Source organism: Chryseobacterium soli, assembly GCF_000737705.1.
Lineage (GTDB): Bacteria > Bacteroidota > Bacteroidia > Flavobacteriales > Weeksellaceae > Chryseobacterium > Chryseobacterium soli.
In genome coordinates, this window is sequence record NZ_JPRH01000005.1 from 142,056 (window position 1) to 158,690 (window position 16,635).

Genomic DNA, 16,635 nt, shown 5'->3' on the forward strand with positions numbered 1-16,635 from the left:
TCATGAAGAAGTCTTTTAAAATGATCGGTTTTGCTGCAGCCATGATGTTCTCGGGACAGATCCAGGCTCAGAATATGGACATTTATAAAAATGTTGAGTTTAAAATGCCTCAGGTTACGGAAACCTCTTTTCCAGCTGCCACCGTCAATATTACCCAATATGGAGGCGTTTCAGGAGGAAAATTGAAAAATACAGAAGCTTTCAAAAAAGCAATTGATGACCTCAGCAAAAAAGGCGGCGGTAAACTGATCGTGCCGAGAGGAATGTGGTTAACAGGCCCTATCGTATTAAAAAGCAACATCAATCTTCATGTGGAAGAAGGAGCTTTTATCGTTTTCAGTAAAGATAAAAATGATTATCCTCTGGTAGATGTAAGTTTTGAAGGATTGAATACCATCCGCTGCCAGTCGCCGATCTCCGCAAAAAATGCAAAAAATATCGCCATCACCGGAAAAGGCGTGATTGACGGAAGCGGTGATGCCTGGAGAGCCGTTAAAAAAGGAAAATTAGCCGAATCTGAATGGAAACAGATCGTTGCTTCAGGCGGAATTTTATCTGCAGATGGCAAAACTTGGTACCCTTCTGAAAGCTATAAAAAAGGATTTGAAAGCAGTTCAAGCTTCAACGTTCCTGATAAAATTTCAAAAGACGAATTAACGACGGTGAAAGATTTTCTTCGCCCTGTTATGGTAAGTTTGGTCGGTTGTGACCAGGTGTTATTAGACGGCCCTACTTTCCAGAATTCTCCGGCGTGGAACCTGCATCCTTTGATGTGTACCAACGTTATTTTAAGAAATCTTACCGTTAGAAATCCCTGGTTCTCTCAAAATGGCGATGGCGTAGACCTTGAATCCTGTAAAAATGTACTGATTTACGACAACACTTTTGATGTAGGAGATGATGCCATCTGCATTAAATCAGGAAAGAATGAAGACGGCAGAAAAAGAGCAATGCCCACTGAAAACGTCATCATTAAAAACAATGTGGTCTATCACGGTCACGGAGGTTTTGTCGTAGGAAGCGAAATGTCAGGCGGTGCCAGAAACATTCAGGTTTCCGACTGTACCTTTATCGGAACAGATATTGGTCTCCGTTTTAAAACAACACGTGGAAGAGGCGGTATCGTTGAAAATATTTACATTAAAAATATTGATATGATCAACATTCCCGCTCAGACCATTGGATTCAATATGTTCTATGAAGGAAGCTCTCCGGTATTGGAAGATGGACAGAAACAGGAAGGAAATAAAGCCCCGGAAAAAGTATATCCGGTAACCGAGGAAACTCCGATCTTCAGAAACATCTATTTCAAGAATATCAATGCAGTTAATTCTTACGAAGCCATTACCCTCAACGGTCTGGCAGAAATGAATCTTAAAAATATCGTAATCGAAGATTCTAAATTTGATACGAAAAAAGCCCTGACCATTACCGATGCAGACGGAATTATTCTAAAAAATGTAACACTGGCTTATGCTGAAGGAACGGGAGCCATCGTATACAACAGTAAAAACATCGACTTATCTACTGTCACGTTTGAATCTCAAAAATCATCCGTAAAAATTTTAGGGGCAAAAACAGGGTCTGTGAAATTGCCTAAAAATATTACCAATACCAAAAACTCATTGACCATCTCCAATGAAGTCTCTAAAAATGCAGTTCAATAAAAATTCGAAAAACGAATGATTATTAGCAAACTTACTTATATTTCTATTTCATTAGTAGGGATCTTAGCATTCGGTCAGAATACCAGGCCGAATGCTTCCCCCTACACCAATGAAGGGACCTATGAAAAATTAAAAAAGAAACATCCTTTCATTACCCCACTGGAACGCCCTGTTCCTCCCAATATCGGGATTGAAAAAGACGTTGAATATGCCAATATCAATGGACTTTCTTTAAAAGCAGACGTATATTATCCTTTAGACCACACCCAAAAGTATCCGGGAATCGCCCTGGTTCACGGAGGCGGCTGGATATCAGGAAGTAAGGAGAATGAAAAATTCATGGCTCAAGAACTGGCTTCCAGAGGATATGTTGCAATAGCTGTAGGATATCGGCTTGCTGATGCCGCCAAATATCCCGGAGGTGTTGAAGATATAGAACAAGCTATCAGATGGCTTAAGAAAAATCGTAAAAAATATTCCTTAGATCAGAAGAAAATAGCCGTACTGGGAGAATCTGCAGGTGCCCAAATGGCCACTTTGGTTGGGGTACGATCAAAAAACAACATCAGTGCTATCGTGAACATAGATGGGATCGTTTCCTTCATCCATCCCGAAGCAGAAGAAAGTACCTATGCTTCGTACTGGCTGGGCGGAGACAGGAATATTAATTTAAAAAACTGGACCGAAGCCTCCCCTTTGGAATATGTAGATAAAAATACACCTCCTACCCTGTTTATCAACAGTTCTCAGCCCCGGTTTCACGCAGGAAGAGATGATATGATGAAAAAGTTGAAAAGCTTCAACATTCCTACGGAATATCATGAAATAAAAGATACCCCTCATTCTTTCTGGAGCGCTGAACCCTGGTTTACAGAAACGCTGAACTACACCGTCGGTTTTTTAAATAAAGTTTTTAAATAATCTGGAATTAAATAAAGTTGTCTTTTAAACGCAAAGAAAAAATTTCAAATCATTTATTTTTTAAGGAGCAAAGAGAAGAATCAATACCATTGATTCTTATTAAGCAGACTTCATCAGCGACTGTGTCGCTTTCTTTGCTCCTTACAATAACACATTAAAATATATAAACTCTGCGTTTAAAATACTTGTCTAATACCACATTGAAATAAGCATATGAAAAAATTATTGTTAATGGTATTTATTTCCCTGGCTCAATGGCTGCTGGCAGGAAATGCTCCCCATATAAAAATCACGGTTGCCAAAGATGGAAGCGGAGATTTTACCTCAATTCAGAAAGCAATTAATTCAGTGAGAGATTTGGGTCCTTCAGAAGCATTGATCATCATCAAAACCGGAACGTATCATGAAAAAATTGTGATCCCTTCTTCAAAACATAAGATCACGTTACAGGGTGAAAATAAAGATACAACCATCATTACCAATAACGACTATTCGGGAAAACCTGATGCTTTTAACGAAAAAATGACCACCTTCAATTCTTATACGCTCCTGGTGATGGCTGATGATATTAAAATCAATGACCTGACCATTCAAAACAGTTCCTGCAATGAAGGGCAAGCAGTTTCTCTTCATGTGGAAGGCGATCGTTTCAGGAGTAGAAATTGCAATATTCTGGGTTGTCAGGATACGGTGTATGCTGCATCCAATCACAGCCGACAGTATTTTGAAAACTGCTATATCGAAGGAACCACCGATTTTATTTTTGGACAGGCCACCGTTGTTTTTAAAAATTGCACCATTAAAAGCTTGGCAGACTCTTATATCACTGCTGCTGCAACAGAAGCTGACAGGAAATACGGTTTTGTTTTTCTCGACTGCACTTTAACGGCTAAAGAAGGTATTACGAAAGTATATCTCGGAAGACCCTGGAGATCCTACGCCAAAACAATTTTCATCCGTACGGAAATGGGAAAACATATCGTACCGGAAGGATGGAATCCATGGAAAGGCGACAACATGTTTCCGGATAAAGAAAAAACCGCTTACTACGCAGAATTTGGAAGTAAAGGCGATGGTGGAAATACGGTCAACCGCACAAGATGGTCTCATCAGCTGACAAAAAAAGACTTAAAAAATTATACCTTAGAAAAAATATTGGATGGCTGGAATCCTGGCAATTAACCTACAACTTTTACATCAGAAAAATGAATAAAAAATACGTCCTCTTCTTCAGTGTATTACTATCCGTATTCACATTTTCACAACAGAAACCAACGTTGTTCTTAATCGGCGATTCTACCATGGCCAATAAGGAAAATCCGGATAAAAATCCCGAACATGGCTGGGGGCAAATGCTCCCGTTATTATTGACAACAGGAATTGAAATTCAGAATCATGCAACCAACGGAAGAAGCTCCAAAAGTTTCAGAACCGAAGGCAGGTGGGATAAAGTCAAGAAGCAGCTTACAAAAGGAGATTTTGTAATCATTCAATTTGGTCATAATGATCAGAAAATTAATGATTCGGTACGTTTCACCAATCCTTACACCCAGTATAGAGCCAATCTGGAACGGTATGTTCAGGAAACCCGGGAAAAAGGAGCCATTCCTATTCTCATGACCTCTATTGTCAGAAGAAATTTTAATGAAAATGGTGTTTTGGTAGATACTCATAAAGAATATCCGCTAGTAGTAAGGATGGTTGCTCAGGATCTCAAAGTGCCGTTTGTGGATTTGCAGCTGCTGACTGAACAGCTTGAAATTTCTTATGGCCCTGAGAATTCCAAAAGGTTGCATCTCCACTATAAAAAAGGAGAAGATGCTTATTATCCAGACGGAAAAGATGACGATACTCATTTATCAAAATTAGGTGCTGAATCCATTGCTAAACTGGCTGTAAATTCCTTGAAAACATTGAAAACACGGCTAGAGAAATATATAAAGTAATGTTGGCTAACGCAATACTATTTGCGCCTTTGCGATTCACTAAAAATATGAATTTAAAAAAATAAGAAAAATGCAATTTAAAAAAGAACCTTTCTTTGACGGAAACTCCGAATGGGAAGACCTTGGAAACGGGGTATCACGTCAATTTGTAGGATATAACTCCCAGGTTATGATGGTCATTGTGAAATTTGAAAAAGATGCCGTTGGAACTTTACATCAGCATTTTCATTCGCAGATCACGTATGTAGCCTCCGGAACGTTTGAAGTAACGGTAGATAACGAAGTGAAAATCCTGCAGAAAGGGGATGGTTTTTTCGCACAACCTAATATTTTCCATGGGGTAAAATGTCTTGAAGAAGGACAGTTAGTGGATGCTTTCACGCCTTTTAGAGAGGATTTTATCGCGCATTAAAATAAAGACTGGTGAAAAATAATTTATCAAAAGTCCGTTAAAAATATTATATTTCCCATACTTCTAAATCATACACGATTACCATCCGGTGATCGTGTTTTTTATTCTTCCCTCACTTTTTAAATCAGTGCTAAAGCTGATCGTTAAGGACAAAAATCATCATCATTGCGTTTAGATATATCTGTTTTTACAACGATTTTCAATAAAATAACAAATAATATAAAATGCAATCGGTTTAACAAATTAAATAATCAACATTATAATTATATAAATAAATATATACTAAAATATAAAAGTAAAAACTAATTATTTAATAAATTTGAATTACATTAATCAAATAAATTATTACACTATGAAACTCAATTTTAAAGCTATCCTGTCAACGGTAGTTCTAAGTTCAGCTTTTGCCTTAACTGGCTGCGGTCAGGAGGACATCAAAAGCGAATTAACCGAAAATCCCAATGCCGTTACTTTCAGCAATTCATTAGAAACCAATGCCGTTGTTCCTCTTGCCGGCTGTGTTGCTCCGGGATGGGCTTCTCAAAATGGGGGCACAACAGGAGGTGGTACTGCCGCCGAAACTACCGTTACCACATATGCACAGCTTAAAGCAGCCATTGAAAACACCGCAGTAAAGGTGGTTAAAGTTACAGGAACCATCACTATTACGACCCGTCTGTCTCTACAGGATCAAACCAGTAAAACCATTTACGGGACAAGCGGCGCCAAACTGGTTTCTACAGATCAGACAAAAGACGGATCGGGAATTATCAATATTAAAAGGTGTGAGAACATCATCATCAGAAACCTCATCTTTGAAGGACCGGGAGCTTATGACACAGACGGCTGGGACAATGCCATTTTAGATGACTGTAGAAATGTATGGATCGATCATTGTGAATTCAGAGATGGCGTAGACGGAAATTTTGACATTAAAAATAAATCTGATTTTGTGACAGTTTCCTATACTAAATTCCATTATCTGAAAGCTCCAAAAGCAGGCGGTTCAGGCGGAACGGATGATCACCGATTTTCAAATCTTATCGGATCAAGTGATGGTGCAACAGCAGATGCCGGAAAACTTAATGTAACTTTTGTACGATGCTGGTGGGCTCCGGGGTGCAGAGAAAGAATGCCGAGGGTAAGATTTGGTAAAATCCATATCATCAACAGCTATTTCAACAGTACTGTAAGCAACAAATGTATTGCAGCAGGAGTACAGGCCAATATTCTTGTTGACAGAAATGTTTTTGAAAATGTAAAAGAACCGATCAACCTGATGACTGGTTATACTGCGGTAACGGCAACAGGAAATACGTTTACCAATGTTACCGGAAATACAGCGGGAAGCGGTACTGCATTTACCCCGCCTTATTCAATCGGAGCATTGTCTGTTTCTTCTGTAAAAGCAGATGTTACCACAAATGCCGGAGCTACCCTAACCGGAAATATCTGTACTGCATTTTAAAATAAAGGAATTTAAATATACAAGGATAAAAAAGGCTGAGAACTATTTCTCAGCCTTTTTTAATGCGAATATATTGATTAATCTCCTGAAAATCAAGCAAAATCCAACTTTAAATGATACAAAATCTCCTCCGCAACTATTGAGAAATATTATTTTTCTGCAGCCATTTCGGGTATTCTTTGTCAATCAGTTTTTGAGGAGCTTCCCCAAACCAGCTGTAACCGTTTCTTCTTTCTTCAGACACTTCGTTATAATTGTATTTTACACTTCCGTCACGGTCTCCAAATAAAGGTTTATTGGTACTGATATCATAAAATCTTGCCCAGATCACCGAATTTTTATCTTCCGCTAAAATTCTTACGGTTTTCCCGTTCTGCTTTCCTACATTGTAGCTATATCCTTCTATATCATTCTGCTGAAACCATTGAATGGCAGACTGTATTGATTTTTCAATTTCCGGGGTTACAGGCTGCATCATCAGAAATCTTACAATATTGACTGATTCTCCCGTTGCGAGCGAAATAGGTTCAAAAGCTCTTGCTTTATCAGGCTGCAATGTTATTTCATTGTACTGGTCTGCCCAGATTGAAGGTTTGCCATTCTGAAGAACCTGTGTTTTTAAAATACAGAGAATCCCTTTTTGTACTGCCGCTTTTGCCTTTTCCTTTAATTTCGGGTCTACCGGCTCAAAATCATCTTTACTTTCTGCCGTATGGTAAAGCACGGTAAGGGCATTGATCATGGCATTGTCGTTGTAGGTAACCTGTTTTCTGTATAATCCGGTGTTAGGATAATACTGTGGAAAACCTCCGTTGTTATACTGCATCAGCAAAAGATAGCTGATTCCTTTTTCTGCAGCCTTCAGATAGTCGGGATTCTTTGTTGCCTGATAGGCTTTTAACAACCCGTTGATCTCCCGGGAAGTTGCATTGTTATCAATGGTGGCATGATCATCACCGGTTGCTTTTATTTTTTTTAAAAGGGATTTATCTATCGGAAGATTGTAGTTAACGACAGATTTATCGTCAAGCTGTTTTCCCCAACCTCCATTAGGAAGCTGATACAGGACCATTTTCTCTGCCAGCGTATCTTTTACCTGAGCGGACAAATTGATGGAAACTACCGTAAAAACCGCTGTGTAGATTGTTAATTTCATTGTTTTAGACATTATTTAATCTTAATAAGTAAAGGAGCTGCGATAATCTGAGACTGTTTCTGCAGAATATTTTCCCAGTCCTGTATGGTTTTGATCTGACCACTTTTCTGCCAGGCAAATCCTGCATAATACACTAATTTTTGCTTTGGTTTTGTAACTACTAATAAATTACTCTGGTCGGCCACTTTAGATTTTCTGGCCCATGATTTTTCCACTATAGCAGGCTCTACTACAATCCCTTCTCCGACGAAGGCATCATCAATTTTTTCCCAGTGAAGATACCATCCATTTTTATTATTTAATTGAGTTTGGCCTTCATTGTTGTGAAGAGTGATCCCAATAATATAATTAGGTACTTTTTTTTCTGCAGTAAAATTGGATTCAAACTTAGAAAAATTGGAACCGAGATCTAATGAAATGCGTTTGGTTTCTGTTACTCCGTATTCACTCCACGGATGGTAAGTGAGTTCAAAAACAGTACGCAGCGGACCTTCTGCAATTGTTTTGGAGGTTACAAAGTTTTGGGAAACCTGCAGGCTGTCTTTCGACCAGATGCCGATCCCTCCTGTCCCGCGGCTGTTTCCTACATGATAAGGATCGTACCCTTCACCTCGTGTATCCTTATGATAAAACATCGGATCGGTAAGATATCCCTTGTACCATTTGTTGATGATCGATTTCTCTGTTCTTTTCAACCAGATATCCACTCCGCTGGAAAGCGTACTGCTTTTAATTCCCTGCACTGCTTCCTGCTGACCTTTGGGCCCATACACCCTGAAGGCGATTTTATCATTTTCCCAAGCATAATCATCCACTCTTTCGGGAGCCAATCGAGAGTATGTTGTTACAGGACTTTCAGGAACTGGGGTTTTTCCATCTGCCATTATAGTATAGTTGTTTGTTTTCTTTGCTTCAACAGCAGCGAGGAAAAGAAGTTCGTCCTTTTTTCCATCACTATCATAATCGATCCATTGGATTGGAAGGAAGTTATTTTGATGATCCTTAATCCTCAAATCGCCTTCTTTATTGTTACTCAAAAACGATTTCAGTTGTGATACAGGAACAGAAATCACTTCATTTCTGGCAAAATCCAATGTATTTTTTACCTGAATGGAACTCTGTCCTTTCATTTTACCGATTCCAAAAATGCAATCGATTGCATAAATGAATCCCAATATGGGAATTTTATGACTCAGCATATTATATTGTTTTCTCAAAAGTAAAAAATATTTTGTTTATACGGCAAAAAATCCTCACCAATGATAAGGATTTAGTCTAAATTTATTGAATATTACCAAAAAAAAAACCTCTAACATGGCGTTAAAGGTTTCCTTCATCAATTATTTTTTCATCATTTTATCTTTATATATTTTTCCGTTAATCTCATAGGTTATAAAATACATTCCGGTTTTTAATGAAGAAACATCTACTGTATTATCTTTCATTGAATTATAGGAAACTTTATTTCCCGTACTGTCATAGAGTATAATATTCGTTACTTTTTTATCGGTAAAGAAGGTCAGTTTATCTTGTACAGGATTGGGTCCTACAGCAATTTTTTTAGCTTCAGCTTCACTAACTGCCAGCAGTGGTGTTCCGGTCAATCTAAATTCATCTACACCGGCACCCCAGCCCCAGTCATCATCAAGATATTTAAATTTGACTCTAAAAGCTGCATTTTTATACGCGGTTACATCAATCGTTTTGGCTTCGAACAGCATATCATTCGTTTGGGTAAAAATCTGTACCCAGGCTGTTCCGTTCCAGACATACACAAAAAAGTCTCCTGAGCCGGCATAATCTTCAAGTGAATAATTAAAGCTCAACGATAGTGTTCCGTATGAAGTAACATTAACTGGAGGAGAGATCAGATCCGCTTCATTTTCGTATTCCTCATTGAGATCATCGTCAAACATAGCTCCATTGCTTGTGAACGGTTGATAGCCTCCATATTCATTAACACCAAAGGTCCAGCCGGCTGTTCCGGTAATCACATTCATTTCCCAGCCCGCAGGCATCGTAGAAGTTTCAAAATCTTCGCTTTGGATTTGAGAATACCCCAAAAAACTTCCTAAGCAAAATACTAAAGAATAAAGTTTTTTCATAATAATCCGTTTTTGGTCTATTAAAGTTACAAATTTTTACATATAAAACAATAAAAACATTAAATAAATAAGAAATACACGAGATAGTGAATAAATTTTTAGATTAATCACAATATAACATCCGATGAATACTGCTTTTTTTTCTGTTGAAATATTAATTACAAAAAAGGTACACTGCATTTCTTATGGATACAGTTTAAAAAACTGAATAATTTTCACGCAATCATAAATTATTAAATAAAATAACAATACTATTCATTTCAATACAATAGATTCCAGATGTGTTTCTTTTTCATTTTATGTATATATTTTTCGTTTCAGAAGCCATAGAATTCAACAATAAAAACAGTGAAATGATTTATTAGTTGTGAATAACAAAATCACATCAGACTTGTTAATGACTGTATTTCAGTACTTATTTCCATATTTCCTCATTTTCGGTGTAACATACTGCCTATAATAAGTGTCTTATAATAAAAAAACTAAAACTTCGTGAAAATAATTATATCCACCATCGCTTTATTAATGGCTTCTTTAACATTTGCTCAGGCAGAAAAAGATACCGTTGTTAAACAAAAAGAAATAGAAGCCGTGACGCTCGTTGCCAGAAAGGCGACGGTAGAATCTAAAGCCGACAGAACCGTTTTTAATGTAGCCAACAGTTCTATTCTGGCAGGAAACACCACCTGGGATGTACTAAGAATGACACCTTTGGTAAGTATTGATAATAATGACGCCATCAAAGCGGAAGGAGAATCTGTTACGGTATATATTAATGACAGAAAATCGGTGTTCACAGGGAAGGAATTAAAAGAATACCTTGCTACTATTCCTGCCGATAACTTAATGAAAATTGAGGTGATCACCAGCCCGTCTTCCCGTTATGAAAGTGCCGGATCCGTGATCAATATCGTTCTTAAAAAAAGGGATGATGAGGGGATGAAAGGAAGCGTAACCTTCAACAACAGACAAAATACGAAGAACTCTCAGTATACAAACCTCAACCTGAATTACCACAAGAAAAAATTTACACAAACCCTAATCGGGAGTTACAGTAATAATACGCATGTAGAAAAAAACTACAATACCTACACGTTATATAAAGACAATGACGTTAATTATATTAATAGTGAAACCACAGATAAGGGTCAGAGTCCTTCTCTATCTTCTACTTCGGAATTTGCTTTGAATGATAAAAATACACTCGGGCTTATTCTGGAATATTACCAAAGCAAACGATCTTCTTTTTCCGATGCAGAAAACATGCATTATATGAATGATCAATTTCAGGATTCTTATATTCAGAATCAGAATTCATCAGGGCTTAACCGTATGTTGGGAACCAACCTATTTTATAAGTATTACGATAAGGAAAAAAACAGAATCTTAGATGTTAATCTCGGTACCAATTATGAATCACAATCGGAGGATAATGATATTATCAAATACGTGAGTACTTCACCTATCCCCAAAGAAACCGGAATTATCAGCCTTAACCAAACCCGTAATTATTATCTGAAAGTAGATTACACTCAACCTTTAGGTAAGGGCGGTACACTGGAAGCTGGAGGAAAAATAGATTTTAATAATAATGTGGTGCCTTATGATCTGTATGGAAACAGTCTGGATCTTCCGGAGAACAGTGATCTTCGAAGAAATGATAATTTCCGGTATAAGGATAATATTAGTTCCATTTATCTGAACTACAGCAAGACCTTTTTCAAAAAGCTGGAAACAAGAATCGGAATACGGTATGAGAATACCCACTTTAAATTGCAACAGGATGTTGCGGATACACACAGAAAAGAGTCTTACGGAAATTTTCTTCCTAATATTTTGCTGAAGTATTCTTTTTCGGATAAGTATGATTTAAGCCTTACATATAACCGGAATATCTGGCGTCCCTGGTATACAGAATTCAATCCTTTCCTGATCCCTAATAATGAAGGAATTTATTCACGGGGAAATATGGATCTTGATCCCAACCCAAGTGACAGAATCGTTATGAAATTTGGAATCCTGAAAAAGTATTTCATTTCTGCAAGGTATATGTTTACCAATCAGGATTACTGGACGACATATACGGTTGAAAATAAGAAAACAATCACTTATCCGGGTAATTTCACCGGAAAAGTTGAAAAATATTACCTGTATGCCAATACCAATCAGACATTCCTGAAGAATAAGCTGAGCGTGAATGTGGGTCTTGGATGGTACTATAACGACAACAGTGATTTTAATGCAAAAAATAAACTGGATAGTGCTAAAGATTACATCAGCTATCTGAGTGGTTCTACGAACATCTCTTATACCAATCTTTTTAATAAGAATGTCAATGTGAGTGCCTGGGTTGAAATTTCAAATCAGAATAACGGAAATTCTTATGCGAATAAAGCCAATGTTTTCCACAATATTTCTGTCACCAAATTATTTCCAAAAACACAAATGGAAGCCAGCATACAATTCATGAACATTTTCAAAAGACCTAATTATGATGCCACTACCTACAGTGAAACAGGCACAGTACGAAATTCATCAAAATGGGACTGGTACGGAGTTTCTCTTTCATTCGTAAAACGTTTCGGAAACCAGAAAGTAAAAGACAACACCAAAACCGATCTTGAAAAGAATGGCGGCGGCGGAAAATAAATAAAAATTTTTCATTATTATTAAATGATTTATACGTAAAAAGCTTCACTCAACAAAGAGTGAAGCTTTATTATTTTGTTTTATCTAAAAAGCCAGTGTATTTCGCTTATTAACTATGAAAACTTTGATATTGTAATATTAATTCAGGATTTCATTCATCTGCGTTAAAATGATAGGCTTGCCATCAGTCACCACAATTGTATGTTCGTGTTGTGCCATATATCCTCCTTTATTCCCCACCATCGTCCATCCGTCTTTCAATTCTACTGCATTATTGGATGTAGTTGAAATAAATGTTTCAATAGCTACCACAGAATTTTTTTTGAATCTTCTGTTATCAAAACGGTTTCTATAATTAAGCAATTCATCAGGCTGCTCATGCAAGCTTCTTCCGATCCCATGCCCGGCAAGGTTTTTAATCACCTTAAATCCTCTTTTTTTAGCTTCCGTTTCCATAAGGAATCCGATATCTGCAATTCGCACTCCTCCTTTTATCGAATTGATTGCTTTCTGTAAAATATCTTTGGAAGCATCCACTAATTTCTGATGCTGGTTAATGTCTTTTCCGATAATAAAAGAACCTCCATTATCCGACCAGAATCCATTAAGTTCTGCCGACACATCAATATTGATCAAATCTCCTTCTTTTAACACCCGTTGATCTGTTGGGATCCCATGGCAAAATTCATTATCAACACTGATGCATGTCCAACCCGGAAATCCATACGTCAGGTAAGGGGCAGATTTCGCTCCAAAACCGGAAAGAATCTTCGCTCCATATTCATCAAGATCCTTTGTTGTCATACCAGGCTGAGCATAATTAATCATCTCCTTCAAGGTATAGGCAACCGCTTCACTTGCTTTCTGCATTCCTATTAATTCCTGTTCATTTGCTATTGACATCGTCTCTTTTTTTGATTATTTAAGTTTGTATGTATTATCAAAATATTAAAAAACTGTAATTTAATCCTCATTCATCTGAGTTAGCCACTGCAATTTTTTAGTTCCCGATCATTACATCTTCAAAAGTAATAACTTTCCGGTACACTAAAAAACAGAACTGCATTAATTAGCATCAGATTTGTTTATACGAGTTTAAAAATAAATTGTCCTCTTGACAATATACATTAAGCTACCACATTTTCAATGCATTGAATATTAAACCAATAAATCGATTTAACTATATTAAGAAAAAACAATCTGTAAAAAAGTTAACTTTGTTTTATAATATTCTAAATGATATTTAAATATATTTTTTGTTTTATTTTTCTTTTTTACAGTCTGATAAACGGGCAGTCATCTCAGGAAAAATCTATCGACAGCTTATGGAATCTGGCTGCCGGTAAACATTCATATGCAGAAAAGGGAAGCAAAGAAATGTTAAGATTATGTACTGAAGTTTACTATCAATCTAAAAATATAAATTACGAAAAGGGAACTCTAAGAGCACTTGTGAAGATGTCTGAGATTTATCAGAATGAGCAAAATTATAAAGAAAGTCTGAGCAAGATCAATGAAGGACTTATCCTTGCCGAAAAAACCAGGAACTATGTCATCTGGTCGGATCTGCTTACATTGGAAAGCGGTATTTATCAGGAATTCGGATATTATGATAAATCCAGAGAAAACTGCCGTAAAGCTTTATCTATAGCAGATCAAATCACAGAAACAGACAGAAAGCATATTGCAAGATCAAATATTTTCAGACAACAAGCAAGCACTATAGATAAAGAAAATACACTCCCCAATAAATATGATTCTGTTAAGTTTTATTATGGAAAGGCCTATGCAGAATCTAAGGCGTTAAGTGATACATTTCCTCAGAAAAATAAATATATCGCTAAAAATGTGAAGAATATAGCTTCTATCTATCTTCTTCAAAATAAAACTCCTGAGGCTGAACAATATTTAGCAGAGTTTGAAGCGCTAACTAAAAATGAAAAAAATAGCGTTGAATATATTTCCTTCTACACCCTTAAAGGAAATATTGAAAACAAAAAAAGAAATTATGATAAGGCGGTTGAATATTTTAATCATTCAATACATCTTTCAGAAGAATATAAAATCCTGCCCTCAAAGTTAATTGAAAGTTATTCGGGAATTGCAGAATCTTACCTAGGTCTTCATGATTACAAAAATCAGGCATTCTATCTTACAAAAGCAAAAAAGATAACCGACAGTCTTGCTAATGCTGAGAAGAAAATAATTGAAGAAATTCCATCAGAGCATACAGAGAAAAATGAAAATCATCTGCTTTTTTATGCTATCCCCATTCTTATCGTAGTCTTACTGATTCTATTCTATTTCTTGTTTATCCGAAAAAAAACAGTTTCACAAGAGGAAACAACAACAGTTGAAGAAGAAAAAGCAGCTAACGACACCTCTCCTGATCTAGTGTCAGAAAATGGTGTGGAGGACCCTGATCTAAACAGACTGGATCATATTATTGAATTAGCTCAAAATAATGACAAGTCTTTTTATCTTAAATTTTCTGAAATATTTCCGGCATTCAATGAAACACTTTTATCCATAAGCTCTCAACTTACTCCGTCTGATCTGGAGTACTGTGCCTTAATGAAATTAAATTTTGACACGAAACAGATCGCTGTAGTAAAGAAAACTTCTGTAAGTTCTGTTGAAAGCAGAAAATACAGAATAAGAAAAAAACTCAATATTGACAGTTCTGAAAATATTTATAAATGGTTGATGAAAATTCAGACAAATTATAAATAACGCATATTATAATAATTTTGACAGTTTTTATCATAAAATGTCAGGCGACATTGTATTAATTTCAAACTCCATAATGATAGTTTTGCATTGATAAATCAAACACATTATTATAACAAACTATTGGATGATATTTTGTAACGACTAACCAAAAACATGTAATTATTAAACACATCTGTTCTCATAATGGGAGTCTAAAATAACTAACTTCTTAGTATTTTGTTAATAATACATAAGCACTAGCGAAAATTTCTTCTGATTTTTCTTTTTCGCTATTTTTTTTTATTATCCGCTGTCTCTTCGATCATCACGCAATAACTCCACTTTTTTTCACTTATTATTTATGAAAAAAGAAACAGCTTTTATTTCAGTTTTAAAAAAAAAGGGAAATAAAAAAATTTCAATATGACAAAATTGTTATATTTACAAAAACAACACAAATAACATAAGGATGATGACAAAAAAGTTAGCACTTCGTTGCAATTTCGCGAATTTTAATCTTCAAAATAGGTTTAAATAACACTGAGTTCTCTCAACAATTTACAGTAAAATCGGATAGTATTTCAGTATTAGAAATGATTTTTTCCGGAAAAATGAATCATTTTATAATTCTGGATCTATCAATAACTCCTAAAAATTAATATTTAAACTCTTATTAATGAAGAAAAATTTATTTGCAATTTTAGCAATCAATTTATTGTGCGCGCAAAATGTAGGGATTAATACCAAAACTCCCGATACTTCCGCAATTTTGGAGGTAAGTGCAGATTCTCCTCCGGGAAATTCCGGGACCAGTAAAAAAGGATTTCTGCCTCCAAGAGTATCCCTTAACGGAACTAATGATATTTCCACCATTCCGAATCCCGCAAACGGTCTTTTAATTTTTAATACAGCTGATGCAGGTGTGTATCCTAATGAAGTAAATGCCAATAACTTCTATTACTGGAATAACACTAACTGGGAGCGTTTGGTGTATACAAGTGTCGTTCAGGAAGCGGTAAATCCAAGAGTATTCTATATTGAGGGCAGCGATAATCAAACCTTCACTTCCGCAAACATGAATATTGCAACGGGCACGCCTAATGACAATATCGTTACCTTTACAACTCCTTCTATTAACGTTAAAAACATTATTACTTTTAATAGTACAGGTTCAACTTTCACAGCAAATGTTACGGGCATTTATGAGTTTTCGGCTTTCGTTAATTACAATCCAATGGCCACTACAGCAGGTGTTCCTGCTTCCAGTTATCAGAAAAGAGCATTTCTCAATTTGAAGATTCAGAAATCTACAGATAATGGAACAACCTGGAATAATGCAATAGGATCAAGATCAGGATGGGGTGAGGATGGAGCAGGCACTTTAAAAACAGCTATTTTGCTTGCGACACCACTTCAGTTAAATCAGGGTGACAGGGTAAGACTTGTAATTGCCAATCCGTTTAATTCCACCGCATCGAATGACCACTGCGGCGCAGGCAATTGTTATATAGGAATTGATGCCGCTAACAATATTCCCACTTCTAAGGGACTTCAAATACAGTTACTAGATTACAATATAAAATAACTATGAAAGCTTTA

Annotated in this window: 13 protein-coding genes; 9 read left to right on the forward strand and 4 right to left on the reverse strand. The window is 36.3% G+C overall.

Features of this window, described 5'->3' with window-relative positions:
- The first annotated feature begins 2 nt into the window (after positions 1-2).
- The 6 genes from IW15_RS13795 to IW15_RS13820 all read left to right on the forward strand — a co-directional run bounded on the left by IW15_RS13795 (position 3) and on the right by IW15_RS13820 (position 6,414).
- Entirely contained in the window at positions 3-1,667 is a 1,665-nt protein-coding gene (locus IW15_RS13795) for a glycoside hydrolase family 28 protein (protein ID WP_034712294.1), read from the forward strand.
- Positions 1,668-1,682: 15 nt separating this feature from the next.
- Positions 1,683-2,588, forward strand: coding sequence for an alpha/beta hydrolase (locus IW15_RS13800; protein WP_084681436.1), 906 nt, complete (start codon positions 1,683-1,685; stop codon positions 2,586-2,588).
- Between the two features lie 213 nt (positions 2,589-2,801).
- Positions 2,802-3,770, forward strand: a complete 969-nt coding sequence (locus tag IW15_RS13805) for a pectinesterase family protein (protein WP_034712296.1) — start codon at positions 2,802-2,804, stop codon at positions 3,768-3,770.
- 23 nt (positions 3,771-3,793) lie between these two features.
- A complete protein-coding gene (locus IW15_RS13810) occupies positions 3,794-4,534 on the forward strand; it encodes a rhamnogalacturonan acetylesterase (RefSeq protein WP_034712298.1) in 741 nt (246 codons plus the stop codon).
- Positions 4,535-4,604: 70 nt separating this feature from the next.
- Positions 4,605-4,946, forward strand: coding sequence for a cupin domain-containing protein (locus IW15_RS13815; protein WP_034712301.1), 342 nt, complete (start codon positions 4,605-4,607; stop codon positions 4,944-4,946).
- 352 nt (positions 4,947-5,298) lie between these two features.
- The gene (locus IW15_RS13820; RefSeq protein WP_034712302.1) at positions 5,299-6,414 is read left to right on the forward strand and encodes a pectate lyase family protein; all 1,116 of its coding nucleotides are present in this window, start codon (positions 5,299-5,301) and stop codon (positions 6,412-6,414) included.
- A gap of 136 nt (positions 6,415-6,550) precedes the next feature.
- Here IW15_RS13820 and pelA read toward each other — a convergent pair whose 3' ends face one another.
- The 3 genes from pelA to IW15_RS13835 form a co-directional block, all read right to left on the reverse strand.
- Positions 6,551-7,570: a pectate lyase gene (pelA, locus tag IW15_RS13825; protein WP_228384369.1), complete on the reverse strand. Its 1,020-nt coding sequence runs from the start codon at positions 7,568-7,570 to the stop codon at positions 6,551-6,553.
- Between the two features lie 11 nt (positions 7,571-7,581).
- Entirely contained in the window at positions 7,582-8,769 is a 1,188-nt protein-coding gene (locus tag IW15_RS13830; protein ID WP_034712306.1) for a DUF4861 domain-containing protein, read from the reverse strand.
- Between the two features lie 141 nt (positions 8,770-8,910).
- The gene (locus tag IW15_RS13835; RefSeq protein ID WP_034712308.1) at positions 8,911-9,675 is read right to left on the reverse strand and encodes a T9SS type A sorting domain-containing protein; all 765 of its coding nucleotides are present in this window, start codon (positions 9,673-9,675) and stop codon (positions 8,911-8,913) included.
- A gap of 492 nt (positions 9,676-10,167) precedes the next feature.
- Here IW15_RS13835 and IW15_RS13840 point away from each other — a divergent pair, with 492 nt between their 5' ends.
- Entirely contained in the window at positions 10,168-12,324 is a 2,157-nt protein-coding gene (locus tag IW15_RS13840) for an outer membrane beta-barrel family protein (RefSeq protein ID WP_034712310.1), read from the forward strand.
- Positions 12,325-12,462: 138 nt separating this feature from the next.
- Here the strand turns inward: IW15_RS13840 and map are convergent, their stop codons facing one another.
- A complete protein-coding gene (gene map, locus IW15_RS13845; protein WP_034712312.1) occupies positions 12,463-13,227 on the reverse strand; it encodes a type I methionyl aminopeptidase in 765 nt (254 codons plus the stop codon).
- 333 nt (positions 13,228-13,560) lie between these two features.
- On the opposite strand from map, the gene IW15_RS22070 reads away from it, so the two are divergent.
- Positions 13,561-15,057, forward strand: coding sequence for a tetratricopeptide repeat protein (locus tag IW15_RS22070; protein ID WP_051882044.1), 1,497 nt, complete (start codon positions 13,561-13,563; stop codon positions 15,055-15,057).
- Between the two features lie 655 nt (positions 15,058-15,712).
- On the forward strand, positions 15,713-16,621 hold the full coding sequence (locus IW15_RS13855) for a hypothetical protein (RefSeq protein WP_034712322.1): 909 nt from the start codon (positions 15,713-15,715) through the stop codon (positions 16,619-16,621).
- Positions 16,622-16,635: the final 14 nt, after the last annotated feature.